This is a genomic window from Coprococcus sp. AF16-5 (assembly GCF_003479365.1).
GTDB classification, from domain to species: domain Bacteria; phylum Bacillota; class Clostridia; order Lachnospirales; family Lachnospiraceae; genus Coprococcus; species Coprococcus aceti.
In genome coordinates this window covers 385550-403410 of the sequence record NZ_QUGZ01000001.1, presented here as the reverse complement: position 1 = coordinate 403410, position 17861 = coordinate 385550, and the positions used below count along the sequence as shown (strand labels likewise).

Below are 17861 nucleotides of genomic sequence, written 5' to 3'. Positions count from 1 at the left end.
CCTGTAAAATATTTATTGTGAGACAGGGAGTATCACAATATAACTTTGGAGTGTAAAGTAATATATGAGAGATCTGGAAAAACTAAAAGAGGAAATGGATGAGCGCAATAGAAAGATCCTTGACGTTGCATTTGAGCTGTTCGTAGACAAGAAGATAGAGGCGGTGAGCATGGGAGATATTGCAAGGGCTGCCGATGTGGGAAGGGCTACATTGTTCAGGTACTATCCAAGTAAGCTTGAGCTGGTCATAGCGGTATGTGCTGATCAGTGGAAGAGATACCTGGATGGCCTGGACGCGAGAAGACCTATATCGTCTGTACATGACATACCAGCCATAGACAGACTGATATTCACCATGGACAGTTACATAGACATGTATCAGAACCACAAGGCGTTGCTGAAGTACAACGATAACTTCAACTACTATGTAACCCATGAGGGTAAGAACAATGATCAGCTTGTAGATTTTCACAGCTCACTGTATTCGGTGGATACAAGACTTCACATGATGTATGAGAAAGCGAAGGTGGACAAAACTATACGGACTGACATTCCTGAAGCAGAATTCATGCGTGTCACTGTCCACTCCATGATGACGGCCTGCGCTCATTATGCGGAGGGCTTCATATGGGGATCGGACGACAACAAGGATTACACGGACGAGCTTATAATGATCAAGGAAATGATTCTTGATTATGCAACAAAAGGGATAAAGTAACAGGGTGCACAGGAGAGACTATTATGGAAATGGAGGTATGGAATGAGAAAGGGAATACTATTTAAGAAGGGAATTATAATTGCGCTTGCTGCAACGTTAATTACGTCGTCTGCGCCGGCGCTGGGGGCAAGCGGCTGGGGAGTGATGAATGCTAAGGCGGAGGAGACTACAACGGAAAAAATACCCGAATATTTATTGATGGGCTCAACACGTCTTATTGATAATGGGGAATTTCAAGATGATGAAGTTTCTGGTAATGATGACACGATATATCAGGGAACTAATTGGTACTATGACATCACGAGGAATCAGCTTGTACTGGAAAATGCGTCTATTTCTGGAAACATTACGATTCAGAACGGTGATCTTTCGATTATGTTATCCGGAACAAATACTATGAGATCAGATATGGTGATTCAAAGTATTTTAACAGAAAGCGGAATTGTGCCTACATTAGAAATAAATGGTAACAATCAGAATGAAAGTCTAAGTTGTGGAAAAATCAGTGCAGATGACTTAGGCTCAAATAATAATAATATAAAAATTATAGGAGCAACGCTGGAGACTTCCCAAATTGAATGTAGCGGCAGCTTAACGATTGAAAATAGCCATGTGGTAGCAAATGAGGAGGATCATTCAAACGTAATTAGTGGTGATAAAATTAATATAGTAGACAGTTATGTTGAAGCGAAAGCAACAACAGAACGATACGAAGGTGAGGTAATTAGATCAAATCAACAAATTAATGTATCAGGAAGCCAGATCGTGGTTAGCCGTGCTTTAGCCTGTCAAGAACCTGTATTAAGTGATTGTGACTTCAGCAACTCTGTCATCACAAAGCAATGGAACGACATTGATACCGGTGATGATGTAACGAAAACATATGTATATGGTAAAGCCGCTTTAAAAGAAGATTTAACGATTGCAAGTGGAGAAAGCATAGAATTTGAGAGTAGTGCGAGCATCACAAATCTGGACAAGCTTATTGTTGAAGATGGAGCCACAATTCTGATAGATGGAGCTGAACACAAACATAATACAAACGGTAATATTACATATATTTGGCAAGATGACAAAGAACATACAAAAGGAGTAGCATGCAAAGACTGTCCGATCGGATATGTGACTAAAGAAACGAAATCACACAATTATAATTCGCAGGGATTTTGTACAGATTGCGACGCGTATCAGCCGGCAGTACTCACTACGGACAAGTATGATATCGACAATGATGATAGTAAGGACAAGGTGTATGAGATTGGAAATACAGGTGAACTGTATTGGTTTAGCGATAAAGTGCTCAATAACAATGATACATACGGAAAAATAAATGTAGTTCTTACAGATGATATTGTTGTAAATGAAAATGTTCTGAAATCAGATGGCACACTAAATGAAGGAACGTATAGAGATTGGATACCTATCGGAACATTTTATTACGGAAAAAACCATGTGCCATTTGCTGCTCCATACAGTGGCACATTTGACGGGCAAAACCACACGATCAGCGGCTTATATTTAAAAAAGGATGATGATCGGTCTATAGGTTTGTTCGGCTGTATTGAAGATGGCAAGATTTACAATGTAAGTATTTTAGATTCATATTTCAGTGGCGCTACCGATGTTGGAGGTATATGCGGAAAGAGCCACCTTGGAACGGTCGTAAACTGCCATAATGCAGGCACCATCAATGGGACAACCGGTAATTCTCATTTGGGGATTGGTGGTATATGCGGAAGTACTTACAGAGGAACGATTTCTGACTGTGATAATACAGGTGTGGTTAATGGTGATACTTATGTAGGCGGTATATGCGGTGATAGTACAAGCCCGATCACACGTTGTTATAACACAGGTAATGTGAGCGGCGTTTATAGAGTTGCCGGGATATGTGGAAATAGTGGTTCTGGCGGTTATGCCAGCAATATCACAAACTGCAGTAATTCTGGCGATATCCGTGGATCAGGAACATATATAGGCGGTATCTGCGGGGCTAATTTTAGCGCAATATCATACTGCAACAGTATGGGTGCGGTTTCTGGAAGTGGTGATAAGATTGGAGGTATATGTGGAGAAGATATTGATGGCAAAGGGGATATCAAAAACTGCTATTATGACAGTACCGTTTATGCTGGGGATTCGATCGGAGACAAGTATGCATATGGTGATATTACCGGAAAATACGAAAATGTAGAAGGTAAAACAACAGAACAATATAGGAACGGCGAGGTTGCATATCTCCTGCAGAACGGTCAGTCAGAAGAAATCTGGGGACAGATCATCGGAACAGACACCTATCCTGTATTACATGGCCCGAAGGTATATAAGAGCATAACTTATATAGGCTGTAACGCTTCATCTGACGTTGCCTCGGTGTCATACAGCAATGAGAAAAAGGATGTATTTGGCAAACATAACTTCGAGGATGGCATATGCAGATACTGCGGTGAGAAACTTGCAGCGACAGTCACAAAAGGTGATGAGACTATATCCTGTGTTTCACTGCCAGAAGCAATAAGTTATGCCGAAAACATGCCGGACAGTGTTGTCACCGTTATGGAAGATACAAATACAGCTCTTGATATAAACAATCCCGATTCTGATTTTACTATAGACATAAATGGACATAAGACAGATGATATTGATGTAAAAAACGGAAAAATAACGATAATTGATTCTAAGACGGGAGGAGACGTAAAAGGTCATTTAGATATAAAAAAAGATTCAACAGTAACAATTGGTAATGTAAAAATTTCGGGAACGATACATACTATGGGTCAATTGATACTAAATGGTGGAGATATAAACAAGATAATTCTAGCTGATGAAACAATAAAATTATACTTTAACAACAGTGATATAAAAATCAATGACGGAATATATTTGTATGGAATATACGGAGAAAAAATAATTATAAATGCAGAGCCTCATAATGTTATTCCGATTGTTCTGGATGGAATAGGTGTACAACAAGGTGCTGCATATGCTGTAGCAGGTGATGGCATTGCGTTAAAGTCAGATTGGTTCAACGCATCATCAGATGATTCTATAATTGATCTGTCAACAAGTATAGAAGATAATAAGCTTAGAATTGGAGCATTGCTGAACGATAAAGTATATGCAGAGTTAGATGAAAATAAAAACATCATCTACTCCGGAAGTGAGTTAAAACCATCTGTAAAGGTATATTATAATTGGGACAATATGTTTTCTGTACAGCTAAAAGAAGGCTCAGATTATAATGTAACGTATTCCGACAATATCAACGCTGGCACAGCGACTGCGATTGTAACAGGAATCGGTGCTTACTCAGGAACAAAGAACGTGACATTTACCATTGAGCCAAAGAAGATCAGCAGTCCAACATTTGACGGACTTAAGCCTGAGTACACATACACAGGACAGAAGGTAGAGCCTGAGTTTGCTCTTATGGACGGTGAGACAGTCATTCCTTCAAGCGAATATGAAGTATCTTACAGTGATAACACAGAAGTTGGAACAGCAACGATAACCATCACGGATGCCACGGGCGGAAATTACGATATAAACTGCAAGGCTGAATTCGATATAGTTAAAGCTGATCCGGTTATAAGTGAACTTCCGGTGGCAGATCCGATAAGTTACGATCCACACAAAACCTTAAATGAAGCAAGCATTTCGGGCGGAGCCGTAATCGGAGTTTCAGGAGAAAACATAACCGGAACATGGAGCTGGGCTGACGATTCCACAGTTCCTGTGGTTGATGTAACAGACTATGATGTAGTATTTACCCCGGATGACCAGAAACACTACAATTCGATCAGGGGAACTATTCAGGTAAATGTCTTAAAGGCCAATGTAAACATAGCTGATCTGCCGACAGCAAGTGCAATAACATATGGCGACAGCCTTGCAAAGTCTGTTTTATACGGAGGAACAGCATATTTTGACGGTATTAACAAGGTTGAGATATTTGGAACATTTGCATGGAAGGATGATTCTCTAAAGCCGTTTGTATCTGACAGTGACAAGACGCTGTACACCGTTGTATTTACGCCGGCTGACAGTGTGAATTACAACACAGCAGAAATTGAGATCACGGTAAATGTGAGCAAGGCTGCAATGCCGAATCTGCTGTTAAGTGTAGATAATACACATAAGACCGTTGGAAGTATCGCACTTCCGGGAGACTGGGTATGGCTTGCTGCTGACACAGCCACTGCGATAAAGGCAGGCGGATCAGTGGTGGCAACAGCTGTATACGCTGGCGATGACAAGGAAAACTATGACAGCACAGAGCTAAAGGTAACCATATACAGAGCACCATGTTCAGATGGTAAGACTGTAAAGTATACACTAAAAGGAGAGAAGGCTCCAACCTGCACAAAGGCAGGAACAGGACATACAGAGTGCTCAGTCTGCGGCGATGTCATGAGCACAGGTGTGTGTGTAAAGGAACTTGGACATAAGTGGAATTCCGGCAGGGTAACAAAGAAACCTACATACACAGCAGCCGGTGTGAGGACATACACATGTACCGTGTGCAAGGCTGCGAAAACAGCAAGTATTGCCAAACTTGCAACAACTGATATAAGCAAAAAGACAAGCAAGATCACGGTTTCCGGAATAGAGAACAAGATCTACAATGGAAGAGCGCACACCCAGAGATCGCTTGTTGTCAAGGCTGGCACAAAGACGCTCAGACTGAACAAGGATTACACTGTCACCTACAGCAAGAACAAAGCGGTGGGCAAGGCAAGTGTGACAATATGTGGTAAGAATGCATATTCTGGTAAAATAACAAAGACATTTGCCATAGTAAAGGCTGCTAAGGGAAAGACATATACAGTTGGAAAGTTCAGGTACACAATAACCGGAGCAAAGGCAGACGGCACAGGAACAGTTGCAATTGCCGGAACAACGTACTCAAGGTCAGATAAAAGATTTGCATCACTGACCATCGCAGACACTGTAGTTATAGGTGATGTAAGGTTTAAGATAACATCTGTAAGCGCAAATGCATTCAGCAGATACACTGCTCTTAAGAATGTCACTATCGGCAACAATGTGACAAGCATAGGGGCAAACGCATTTTTATCATGCAAAAACCTTAAGAAGATGACGATAAAGTCAGCTAAGCTCAAGAGCGTTGGCGCAAAAGCCTTCAGTGGAACATACAGCAAAATTACATTTGCAGTACCTAGGAATAAGGCCACAGCATACAAGAAACTGATAAAGAAGGGCAGTCCTTCTGCGAAAGCAATCTATAAATAACAAATATATAAATTGCCTGTAAAAACAAGACTTTCAGAACTCTTGTACATGCAGCGTATTCGCCATTTTCGATACGCCGCATGTATACAGAAGTCTGGAAGTCTTTTTATATGTCAAGGACAATAGCATATTTTCTCAGCCAGTGATCAATCTGAAGAAGATATGCCATCATCTGAGGTCCTGCCATGAGCTGACCGAACCACGGCCTGCCGTAATCCTTTGGCGCGTTTATGAAGTTTTTCACATATTCTCTGTCGATGAGAGGCAGAAGAGGACTTTCCGGATCATTTAGCACGCAGAGAAGCCTCTTTGCAAGCTCCTGCTCATAATGAGGGTCATATGACTTTGGATAAGGGCTTTTCTTTCTGTACATGATTTCGTGCGGAACATAATCCTTCATGGCCTCTCTGAGAAGCTTTTTCTCACAGCCTTCGGAATATTTGTACTCCCATGGAACATTGAACACATAATCAAGTATTCGTGGATCTGCAAATGGAACTCTCGCCTCAAGTCCGCTTGCCATGCTTGTTCTGTCCATTCGGTCAAGCAATGTCTGCATGAACATCCTGATATTCAGATAAGATATCTGCCTGCGCCGCTTTTCTGTATCGGATTCCCCCGGAAGAAGATTGATCTCGGACAGGAGAGAATTGTATAGTGATGACACATATCCCGGTATATCAAGACTATCTATGATGTCCGGCGACAGTACTGAGAGCCTTGGCGACAGATCCTTCATCCATGGGAATGTATCAGATGAAAGCAGTTCTTCTCTGTAGAACCATGGGTATCCTCCAAATATCTCATCCGCGCATTCCCCTGTTAGTACAACTTTGTATTCCTTTGCCACCAATGAACAGAAGTACAGAAGTGATGAATCCACGTCCGCCATGGTCGGCATATCCCTTGATTCCACGGAAGTATACAGATAGTCTGCAAGATCACTGTAATTGCAGGTGAGATATGTGTGGTCTGAACCTATGTGGGCTACCATCATATCTACATATGGTCGATCCTGCTCCGGCTGGAATGCATTTGACTTGAAATATTTAGAATTATCTTTGAAATCAAATGAGAAAGTGTGCAGCTTTTTCCCTTGCTCCCTGAGTTTTGTGGCGCATACGCTGCTGACGATTGATGAGTCGATCCCGCCTGAGAGGAAAGTACAAATAGGTACATCTGATACGATCTGTTTTTCTATACTGTCCTTAACTAGATAGCGAACTTTTTCCACCGTGTTTTCGTAGCTGTCCGTGTGAGGCGTGCTTGTGATACGGTAGTATGTGAAGTTGCTCATTCCATATGCTGAGAACTTTATAAAATGTCCCGGTTTCACTTCATCTATGTTCTTGAACACACCACAGCCGGGAGTTTTGGATGGACCGATTCCAAACACTTCACACAGTCCATTTGCATCTATGACAGGTCGTATGCCCGGATAGCATAGTATCCCTTTTATCTCCGATGCAAATACAAGAGTCCTGTCGTCTGTCACTGAGTAATACAGTGGCTTGACGCCGAAGTGGTCTCTGTACAGATATATTGTCTGGATATGCTCATCATATATTGCAAATGCAAATATTCCGTTTAATTTATGTACAAAGTCCGGGCCATAATGCAGAAAACAGTTGAGTATGACCTCTGTATCCGATGTTGTGTCAAATGTATATCCAAGGGCGAGCAGCTCCGATTTCAGCTCCTTCGTGTTGTAGATCTCGCCGTTGTACACTATGTATATATCATTTTCTCCGATTGTCTTTTTCATGGGCTGTTCGCCTCTTGCCACGTCACGTATGGACAGTCTGGTGTGAGCAAGCCCACAGTGGGATGACAGCACTGTATTCTGTGCATCCGGACCTCTGTGAGCAAGTGCCTTATTCATGTCGTTCAATATGTATGAGTATCGTTCATGTTCGGTATTGAAAATCCTGTTGGAGTTATAGAATCCTGCGATGGAACACATATATTTACCTCTTTTTGTGGTATCTATATATTATATTGGGGAGTTGATTTTATAGAACTTTTATATAATAATATAAGTTTGATGCAAGATATGTTAAGTATTGATATAATGTATCATATTTGTTTTCGGTGAGTATGAACACAAAATCGGCAATAAACATCATGACATTTGAACCTACAAAATATTGATAATAGAAAGAGAAATACTGCAATGAAAAACACTTTAATAAAGACTAACAAAAAATACCTTCCGGGACTGTTAAATATTGCGGTTCCGATCATGCTGAGCAATCTGATATCACAGCTTCAGATGCTTATAGATAGAATATTTTTAGGACACGTAAACAGCATGTACATGAGCGCACTTGGCAATGTGACTTCACCGATGTGGACCACCATGTCGTTCTGTTTCTCCATCGTGACAGGAGCGTCTATACTGATAAGTCAGAGCGTTGGTGCAGGAGATACCGAACACATAGAGGAATACTCCGGTGCCATGGTGAAATACAATAATATCATACCGATACTGTTATTTTTCTTCTGGACATTCTGCGCTGAATTTGTATTCAGACTCATGGGTGTGTCAGATGGCCTGATGCCGATGTGTCTTGATTATTCCAGGTATTATGCGCCCGTATTTTTGATAACAGGACTGGGCGGTGCATTCAGCGTCATACTCCAGACATCAAACTATACCAAACCACTTGTTGTATATGGAATATTAAGATCTGGTGTAAATATACTCCTTGACTGGGTTATGATATTGGGAAGATTTGGGTTTCCAGCCATGGGGATAAAGGGTGCAGCCATAGCGACGACAATAGCGGAGTACTCTGGACTTATATTTGCAGTGATATTCGTGGTATCAAGCAAGAAACTTAACACTAAACCATCTATGAAATGGGTAGTAAAGGCACATATAAAGCCGTATCTTTTGTCGGCAAAGCTGGGAGTGAACACAGCTCTTGAGGATTTTGCATGGAATCTTGGCAATCTGCTGCTTATAAGGATTCTCAACGCCATAAATGAGATGGCTGCCGGAATTTATTCCATCATATTCAGTGTTGAAGTTCTGGCGGTTGTCATCATTGGAGCGATAGGAAATGGTACAATGACACTAACCGGTGAGGCAAAAGGAAACAATGATCTGGGTAAATACAAGGGAGTATGTGTCTGTGCGTATGGCTTGTGCATAGTAGTTGGAATCATCACACTCGGTGTCTGTTTTGCGTTTCCGCAGCAGATCATATCACTTTTCACCAACGACAAGAGTATAATTGCATCGTGTGGGATATATCTGATCTTTATCAGTATCAATCTGTTCGCAAAATCAGCAAACATAGTTGTTGGCAATGCGATCAGGGGCAGCGGCAACACGATATGGATGCTCATAACACAGCTGTTTGGCACGGTGTGGGTGGTTTCTGTGGCACTTTTGTTCGTGTTCGTCCTTAAGCTTGGAATCGCAGGCGTTTTCCTTGCAGTCATAGTGGACGAGATCGTGAGAGCATTTATCAATCTTGGTAAATATCTGAGGATAGTGAAGAACTGGGAAAGCACAGACTGGGGGAAAGAAAGTCTTATATGAAAGGGGATATATGATTTGATTTTAGAAACTAAGAGATTGATATTACGTCACTGGCAGGAGAGTGACGTAGATATATTATTTGAATATGCAAGTGACCCTGATGTGGGACCTATAGCTGGCTGGCCTGTGCATGAGAGCAGGGAGTACAGCCTTGATGTGATACGGAATGTATTTAATGGGCCGGAGTGTTATGCTGTGTGTCTGAAGGACAGCGGTCTGGTTGTCGGTGCCATCGAATTACTGTTAAATGGAAGGACAGATATGACAGACCGCGATGACGAATGTGAACTTGGATACTGGATAGGAAAGCCTCACTGGGGCAACGAATACGCACCGGAGGCGGCTGGGAGGCTTATAGAACATGGATTCCTTGATCTGGGCATGAGAACGATATGGTGCGGTTACTACGATGGCAATTCCAAGTCACGCATAGTACAGGAAAAGCTCGGATTTGTGTTTCATCATACCTGTGATGAAGTGGATGTGCCTCTTTTGAATGAAGTCCGGATAGGACATACGAATATTCTGACGAGAAAACATTGGCTGTCTGGAAAGATGAAGAATGCACTGTATGATCAGCTGGCCAGGGATTATTGCTGTGATGCGGCCGATATATATTCCAGTGACAATATATTTTCTGAATACAGACAGATAGCAGGGCAGAGGCAGTTCAAAGGACAGGAAAAGTGCCCGCTCAAAATAGCTGTGGTAAATGGCAAGCTGTTATTTACCGGTCGTAGAGAGATTGTAGATGAATGCAGAAAACGCTATGAGAATACATCTGGCAAATGGTTCATGGATATAGAGAAATTTCGTGAGCTTGACAGTATTCTTTCCAGATACGGATGTAAATTGAAATCTGCCCACCCATTTTACCTTCCGACGGAACTGAGCGAACAGGCAGTGAGAAAAGATACTACAGATAAACTGATTGATTCGAAGTTTAAAGAAGATTTTAACCTTGTCAGGTATACTGGGGATGAAATCCTGCAATTTAAAGGAGATGACAGATGGGATGAAGCTTTCTGTTTTGATGATAACACACCTGATGTGCTGGCTGTGGCTGCTGTATCAGATGGTGAGATTATTGGTATGGCTGGCGCAAGCGCTGACAGTGACGACTTCTGGCAGATTGGTATAAATGTTGTTCAAGATGCTGAGGGAAGGCATGTGGGTACATCGCTGGTATCTGAACTGACCAAGGATATACTCAGATGTGGCAAAATTCCATATTATGGAACTGGCATGTCCCATATAGCCTCCCAGAGAGTTGCCGCTGCGGCAGGTTATGATGTGTTCTGGTTTGAACTGCTGGCGGGCAAGTAAAAGAATCGTTGACACATCTTCATGTTAATGATAAAATAATCACATCTAAGGGTCGTAAAACGACCGGGAAATAGTCAAATGCTATGACGAGGAGGAGTACATGCATCCCCCCGATCAACAGAGAGAAGACGATGGTGAGAGTCTTCATCAGGAATGTGTGGAAGGTAGCCTTCGAGCAGTGGATTGAAAGATTGCAGCATACATGTTTGTCGGCTGTTGTCGAGTAGGTTTCAACGGTTTTCCCCGTTACAGGAATAAGATATTAATAATGATTACAGTGATAATTTATTATAGTATCTGATGAGTGCAGACATTTGTCTGAATTTAGGTGGTACCACGGATATGAACATATTCGCCCTAAGCGTAAAACAGTTGCGCTTAGGGCTTTTTCTATGCATGGGGTGCATATATACATCCCGAGGCGTAAGTTTAGATTATCATGAACTTTACAGGAGGTATAAGATATGGAGATCAATGGAGCAAAGATGTTTGTAAAAGCGTTGCAGGAAGAGGGGGTAGACACTCTGTTCGCATACCCTGGTGGAACGGCGATAGACCTGTTTGATGCGTTGTATGATGCAGAAGGTATTGATATGATACTTCCAAGACACGAGCAGGCACTTGTTCATGCAGCGGACGGATATGCACGTTCAACAGGAAGAGTTGGAGTGTGTCTGGTAACAAGTGGTCCGGGTGCGACAAACCTTGTAACGGGAATTGCCACAGCCAACTACGACAGCGTGCCGCTGGTATGTTTTACAGGACAGGTTCCAATGAATCTTATTGGAAATGATGCTTTTCAGGAGGTTGATATAGTTGGAATCACAAGAAGCATATGTAAGTATGCAGTCACAGTAAGAAAGAGAGAAGATCTTGCAAGGATCATTAAAAATGCTTTTTACATAGCAAGAACCGGAAAGCCAGGTCCTGTAGTTGTTGATATTCCTAAGGATATACAGCTTGCCATGGGAAGTGACGAGTATCCTACAGAAGTAAATATCAGAGGTTACAAGCCTTCAGAGGGTGTACATGTTGGACAGATCAAGCGAGCCCTTGCGGAGCTTAAGAATGCAAAGAAGCCTGTGTTCCTCTGCGGCGGCGGAGTCAATATCGCACATGCGAGAAAAGAAATGCAGGAGCTTGCAGAGAAGACCGGTATACCTGTAGTTACTACAATTATGGGTAAGGGTGCTATTCCTACTGACCATCCACTCTATGTCGGTAACATCGGTATGCATGGTAACATGGCATCCAACAAGGCTATCATGGAGAGCGATGTACTTTTCTCCATCGGATGTAGATTTAACGACCGAATAACAGGTACTATAGATACATTTGCCAAGAATGCCAAGATCATACATGTTGATATAGATGCAGCGTCCATATCAAGAAATATAAAGGTAGATATACCTATCGTTGCTGATGCCAAGGTTGCCATATCCAAGATGCTTGAATATGCAGAACCTCTTGATATCAAAGGCTGGGTGGATGACATTATGAATGTCAAGGCTGAGTATCCTATCAACATGAACAGATATGATGGTGTGACCCCTGAGGCTATCATCAGAACCATAAACGATATGTACAGCAATCTCATCGTTACAACTGATGTTGGACAGAATCAGCTCTGGACAACGCAGTACATTGATATAGACGAGAACAAACAGCTCTTAACTTCTGGAGGTCTTGGAACCATGGGTTATGGATTTCCTGCTGCCATAGGCGCAAAGCTTGGCAACATGGATAAAGATGTTATCTGTATATCCGGAGACGGCGGAGTCCAGATGAACATTCAGGAGATGGCTACAGCTGTTGCGCTTGAGCTTCCTGTTACCCTCTGTATACTGAACAACGGCTATCTCGGCAATGTACGCCAGTGGCAGGAGCTGTTCTTCAATAAGAGATACAGCAGTACATGTCTCAGATACAGAAGAAGATGCAACAGAGACTGTCAGAATCCGGATAAATGCTGTCCAAAGTATTCTCCTGACTTTGTAAAACTGGCAGAGAGCTATGATGCAAAGGGCATCAGAGTTACAAAGCCTGAGGAAATCAGGCCGGCATTTGAGGCTGCCAGGGCAAATACAAACGGACCTACAGTTATAGAATTCTTCATCGATCCTACGGCCAACGTATTTCCTATGGTTCCGGGTGGAAAGTCACTGAATGACATGATACTTGACTGCTGATATTGATAAATTGATTTTATATTGGTAATAGAATGTACATATATAGATTTGTATATTATCCAGATGAAAGGGGTATATAGAATGAGCGTAAAGAAGAGATGGATATGCCTGTTCGTAGAGAATGAGGTAGGTGTACTTGCAAGAATTTCAGGTTTGTTTTCAAGCAAATCATACAATATAGATACTATAACCGTTGGAGTAACCGAGGATGAGACAATATCCAGAATGACCATCGGTTTCACCAGTGATGACAGGACATTTGAGCAGGTGAAAAAGCAGCTCAATAGAAGTGTTGAGGTTATCAAGGTCGTCGACTACACAGATATTGCAATCCACAACAACGAGATCTTATATGTCAAGGTCAATAGCTGCTCAAATGAAGATAAGGACGAGGTGTTCCGAATTGCAAATGCATTTGGCTACAAGATCACTGACTACAATAAGAAATCAGTGCTTGTTGAGTGTGTTCAGACTGATGCAAAGAACGACAATGCAATAAAACTGTTCAAAGAGAGTTTTCCTAACAGAATAGAGGTTGTAAGAGGCGGAAGTGTTGCAGTTGAAGCGATAAGCATGTCGGACAGATAGTATGACCAGAAAATAACTGTCACAATGATATTGTTGAAAAAATAGTCTGTAAAAAGATTATGAAAGGATCCGTAAAATGAAATTTGTTATACAGCGTGTAAATCACGCATCAGTAGAGGTGGATGGCAAAGTGATCGGCAGCATACAGAAAGGTTTTCTGGTTTTTGTCGGAGTATACGATTCGGATACCAAAGAGATTGCTGACAAGATGATAAACAAGCTTGTGAAGATGAGGATATTTGCCGACGAAAATGGCAAGACAAATCTTGACATAAACAGAGTAAACGGCCAACTCCTGATCGTTTCACAGTTTACCTTGTGCGCAGACTGCCGGAAGGGCAACAGACCATCATTTACTGGTGCAGGAGCGCCTGATATGGCCAATGAGATGTATGAGTATATAATTGAAAGATGCCGTGAGTTTGTTCCTGTGGTGGAACATGGAGAATTTGGTGCAGATATGAAAGTGGATCTGTCCAATGATGGGCCATTTACCATATTACTTGACAGTAATGAATTGTAATATATCCATGATTTGCCGAAAAAATTGTAATATATTGGGAAAATTTTATAAAATCCAACAATATTGTTGAAAAAATGAATATTTGTTAATATAATTACAAGTGGAGTTTCTATATGCAAAGGATAATATTATAGAGAGAACTAATACTGAAAAGGAGAACTATACAATGACAAAGGATCAGATTGAATCTAAAACCTTTAAAAAAGGACTTTTTGGATATAATAAGGATGAGGTTAACAGCTTCCTGCGCTCAGTTGCAGAAGATTATGCAGAACTTGAGACAAAGTATGCAGCTCTTGAGTCAGAGAACGAAGTGTCAAAGAAGAACCTTATGGAGAACAGCGTAAAGATTTATGAGCTTGAGAAGCAGCTCGAGCAGGCTGCTCCTGGTTCCAAGAAGGAAGCCAACGCAGCAAATGCTGAGGCTAACAAGATAATAAACGACGCTAAGAAGAAGGCTAACGAGGTTATCGCAAATGCAAAGGCTGAGCTTGCCAAGCTCAAGGAAGAGATGGAGACACTCAAGAGCGGATCAAGTGCAAAGGTTGCTGAGGCTGCAAATAAGGTTGAAGCTGCAGTTGAGGCGGATCCTATAACAAAGCTTAAGATGAAGTCGCAGGGCGGAGATGCACCTCAGAAGCTCAAGATGACACCAAAGGCTGCTCCAGAGGCAGAGCCAAAGCCGGCAGCATTCACAGGTAAGAGTGCTCAGGCTGCTCAGGAGGAAGAAGAGGAAGAACTTATTGTTGGTGAAGTAGAAGAAGGAGTAAAGCGTAATCAGGTACTTATCGGAGATGGCGATGAGGATGCAGACTTCGAGTTCTTATAAGATTGGGTGTTTATATGACGTATAAAGAATGCGTGGAGTGTATCGACGGCGTTCTCAGTTCTTTGGAATTGGCGGATATTGATGATTGTTGTCTTCAGTTCAATGTTATCGGCAATGATAGTGGGGTGTTCTACATAGATATAAGGGATCATGTTGCCAGATTAACAGAGAATTCGGACAGGGAGTATAAGGTTAAATATGTATTTACAGTTCCAGTTCTTTCAAGACTTTTGAGAAGAGTTGTCGATCCGATGTATGCGTATACTACAAGTAAATATAAGATGATGGGAGATGTGTCTTTGGGAAGATGCATACTCGTCAAACTCTGCGAGGCTTCGGCCTGACAGATAAATAAAGAAAACCGGTGGTATCATGATAGATCCGCCGGTTTTCTTTTGTTGTATAAGCACAGCACGTGTAATTGTATAAGCGCGCAGGCTTAAAATGTATTTTTTACAGAAGATCAGCAACTTCTTTGAGAAGTCTCTCTGTCTTATCCCATCCAAGACAAGGATCTGTGATAGACTTACCATAGCATCCACCATCTACTGGCTGGTTGCCATCCTCAATATAACTCTCAACCATAACACCCTTTACAAGATTCTTGATCTCAGAATCGTAATTCCTGCTGTGGATTATCTCTTTGACAATTCTTGGCTGTTCAATAAATTTCTTGCCAGAATTATTGTGGTTGGCATCAACTATACATGCATGATTTACGAGGTTGAACTTCTTGTATGTGTCAGCAAGGAGCCTGAGATCCTCATAGTGATAATTGGATATAGACTGTCCATGCTTATTCAGTGCACCTCTCAATATACAATGTGTCAAAGGATTTCCGTCTGTATGTGCCTCCCATCCAGAATAGAGGAATGTGTGGTGATGCTGTCCTGCTATACAGGAATTCATCATAACGTTGTAGTCACCACTTGTAGGATTCTTCATACCTACAGGAACATCCATTCCACTTGCGGTAAGTCTGTGCTGCTGATCCTCAACAGAACGTGCGCCTATGGCAACGTAAGAGAGGATATCATCTACATACTGCCAGTTTTCTGAATAAAGCATCTCATCAGCAGCGGTGAGTCCTGTCTCCCTGATAGCTCTTATATGCATTTTTCTGATGGCGTAAAGACCCTCGAGCATGTCTGATGCCTTTGTAGGATCAGGCTGATGGAGCATTCCTTTGTAACCATCACCAGTAGTTCTTGGCTTGTTAGTATATATACGTGGAATGACCAGTATCTTATCCTTAACTTCATCTGCAACCTTTGCAAGACGATTCTGATAATCGCAAACAGCATCCTCATTATCTGCTGAACAAGGTCCGATGATAAATATAAATCGGTCATCATCGCCTACGAAAATTTTTCTGATCTCTTCATCTCTTCTGGCTTTGATGGCTTTCAACTCGCTTGAAAGAGGGTATAGTTCCTTGATCTCATCGCCAGTTGGTACTCGTTTAACTAATTTCATACTCATGAAACATGTCCTCCTTTTTTCTAGCCATTGATTATATCAGAAAAACTTTACAAAATAAAGAAAATAATACTATATTGGTGGGATAAAAAGTCATATTGCCGGATAAATGCATAATATAATATATAAACAGAAACTGAAAGAGGAGTTGTATGCTGCATTTTCCGGATAGAAAAAAGATGGGCAGGAAGAAAAATATCAGAAGATTATCTGTTATAACGGTACTCATCTTTATCATATTTGCAAACACAATGAGTACGAATCTTATGGTATATGCAGAGGAACAGACAGAGACTCAGGCGGCAGACCAGACAGAAGTTCTGGAGGTGGAATCTCCAAGCTGTATACTCGTTGAGGCATCCACAGGTCAGGTGTTATTTGAAAAAAACTGTGATGAAGCCATGGCTCCGGCTTCGGTTACAAAGGTTATGACGCTTCTTCTGGCTTTTGAGGCGATAGGGGCCGGACAAATGACTCTTGATGATATTGTAACTGTGAGTGAACATGCTGCGTCCATGGGCGGATCGCAATGCTTCTTTGAGGCAGGAGAAGAACAGACTGTTGAAGATATGATAAAGTGTATTATAATTGCATCCGGAAACGATGCGGCTGTTGCCATGGCGGAAAAGGTTGCCGGAAGCGAAGAAGCGTTTGTGAAAAAGATGAATGAGAGGGCTGCTGAGCTGGGGATGACAAATGCAAGTTTCAAAAATGCGTGTGGCTTGGATGCGGATGGACATAAAATGTCAGCACGGGATATCTCCATAATGTCCAGAGAACTCATAACAAAATATCCTGCCATATTTGATTATTCAGGCATATGGATGGATTCGATCATACATAAAACACGAAGGGGCGAGAGTCAGTTTGATCTCGTCAACACAAATAAATTTTTGAATATGTATACAGGAGCAACCGGCCTTAAGACAGGTTTCACAAATACCGCAAAATATTGCATGTCGGCGACTGCTGAGAGGGACGGCATACAGCTTATTGCTGTCATCATGGGAGCTGATACAAAGGATATCAGAAACAAAGACGCCTGCAGGCTGCTTGATTATGGATATTCGATGTGCCAGAAATATACAGATCTGAATATTCTTCAGGAAAAAGAGATTTCCATAGACAATGGCACCGAAAGTTGTGTTACAATTAAGACCGACTCACAATTCACCGGGATCTTGCTTGCGGGAGAACACGCGGAGGATGTGAAGAAGAAACTGGAGATGAGAGATCCACTGACTGCCCCGGTTGACAGTGGTGAAGAGCTTGGAAAGATGAGCTATTATATTGGCGAGAGGTGCATCGGTTCAGTGCCGATATATGCGGCGGAGAAGGTTGATTCCATGAGTATGAAGTACGCTTTCGTTAAAGTGCTCAAGTTACAATTTACATATTGAGGTTAA

Annotated in this window: 12 protein-coding genes and 1 other annotated feature; of the genes, 10 read left to right on the top strand and 2 right to left on the bottom strand. The window is 41.8% G+C overall.

Translation table 11 applies throughout. The annotated features are described in order from the left end of the window. The first annotated feature begins 64 nt into the window (after positions 1-64). Together DWW70_RS01800 and DWW70_RS01795 are read left to right on the top strand one after the other, a co-directional pair. Complete coding sequence (locus tag DWW70_RS01800; protein WP_117548933.1) at positions 65-718, top strand: TetR/AcrR family transcriptional regulator; 654 nt, start codon at positions 65-67, stop codon at positions 716-718. A 42-nt stretch (positions 719-760) separates the two neighbouring features. Continuing rightward, positions 761-5971, top strand: a complete 5211-nt coding sequence (locus tag DWW70_RS01795; protein WP_118649156.1) for a leucine-rich repeat protein — start codon at positions 761-763, stop codon at positions 5969-5971. A gap of 106 nt (positions 5972-6077) precedes the next feature. Here DWW70_RS01795 and asnB read toward each other — a convergent pair whose 3' ends face one another. After that, positions 6078-7934 carry an asparagine synthase (glutamine-hydrolyzing) gene (gene asnB, locus DWW70_RS01790; RefSeq protein ID WP_118649155.1) on the bottom strand — a complete coding sequence of 619 codons (1857 nt, stop codon included), beginning with the start codon at positions 7932-7934 and terminating at the stop codon, positions 6078-6080. Between the two features lie 210 nt (positions 7935-8144). Here asnB and DWW70_RS01785 point away from each other — a divergent pair, with 210 nt between their 5' ends. The 7 genes from DWW70_RS01785 to DWW70_RS01750 all read left to right on the top strand — a co-directional run bounded on the left by DWW70_RS01785 (position 8145) and on the right by DWW70_RS01750 (position 15320). Continuing rightward, positions 8145-9521: an MATE family efflux transporter gene (locus tag DWW70_RS01785; protein ID WP_118649154.1), complete on the top strand. Its 1377-nt coding sequence runs from the start codon at positions 8145-8147 to the stop codon at positions 9519-9521. Between the two features lie 15 nt (positions 9522-9536). After that, on the top strand, positions 9537-10847 hold the full coding sequence (locus DWW70_RS15070) for a GNAT family N-acetyltransferase (protein ID WP_243017638.1): 1311 nt from the start codon (positions 9537-9539) through the stop codon (positions 10845-10847). Between the two features lie 74 nt (positions 10848-10921). Continuing rightward, positions 10922-11210, top strand: a binding site (T-box leader). Between the two features lie 101 nt (positions 11211-11311). Then, the gene (ilvB, locus tag DWW70_RS01770) at positions 11312-13036 is read left to right on the top strand and encodes a biosynthetic-type acetolactate synthase large subunit (protein WP_022216433.1); all 1725 of its coding nucleotides are present in this window, start codon (positions 11312-11314) and stop codon (positions 13034-13036) included. An 81-nt stretch (positions 13037-13117) separates the two neighbouring features. Beyond that, on the top strand, positions 13118-13624 hold the full coding sequence (ilvN, locus tag DWW70_RS01765; protein WP_022216434.1) for an acetolactate synthase small subunit: 507 nt from the start codon (positions 13118-13120) through the stop codon (positions 13622-13624). Positions 13625-13700: 76 nt separating this feature from the next. Further along, positions 13701-14147 carry a D-aminoacyl-tRNA deacylase gene (gene dtd, locus DWW70_RS01760; RefSeq protein WP_055144406.1) on the top strand — a complete coding sequence of 149 codons (447 nt, stop codon included), beginning with the start codon at positions 13701-13703 and terminating at the stop codon, positions 14145-14147. 166 nt (positions 14148-14313) lie between these two features. After that, the gene (locus DWW70_RS01755; protein WP_055144408.1) at positions 14314-14976 is read left to right on the top strand and encodes a DivIVA domain-containing protein; all 663 of its coding nucleotides are present in this window, start codon (positions 14314-14316) and stop codon (positions 14974-14976) included. Positions 14977-14990: 14 nt separating this feature from the next. Then, on the top strand, positions 14991-15320 hold the full coding sequence (locus DWW70_RS01750) for an SCP-2 sterol transfer family (RefSeq protein WP_015534963.1): 330 nt from the start codon (positions 14991-14993) through the stop codon (positions 15318-15320). 109 nt (positions 15321-15429) lie between these two features. On the opposite strand, the gene DWW70_RS01745 is transcribed toward DWW70_RS01750, so the two are convergent. Next, positions 15430-16458 (bottom strand): 3-deoxy-7-phosphoheptulonate synthase, encoded by a 1029-nt coding sequence (locus tag DWW70_RS01745; RefSeq protein ID WP_022216437.1) that lies wholly within the window; start codon positions 16456-16458, stop codon positions 15430-15432. Between the two features lie 149 nt (positions 16459-16607). On the opposite strand from DWW70_RS01745, the gene DWW70_RS01740 reads away from it, so the two are divergent. Then, a complete protein-coding gene (locus tag DWW70_RS01740) occupies positions 16608-17855 on the top strand; it encodes a D-alanyl-D-alanine carboxypeptidase family protein (RefSeq protein ID WP_118649153.1) in 1248 nt (415 codons plus the stop codon). Positions 17856-17861 lie beyond the last annotated feature (6 nt).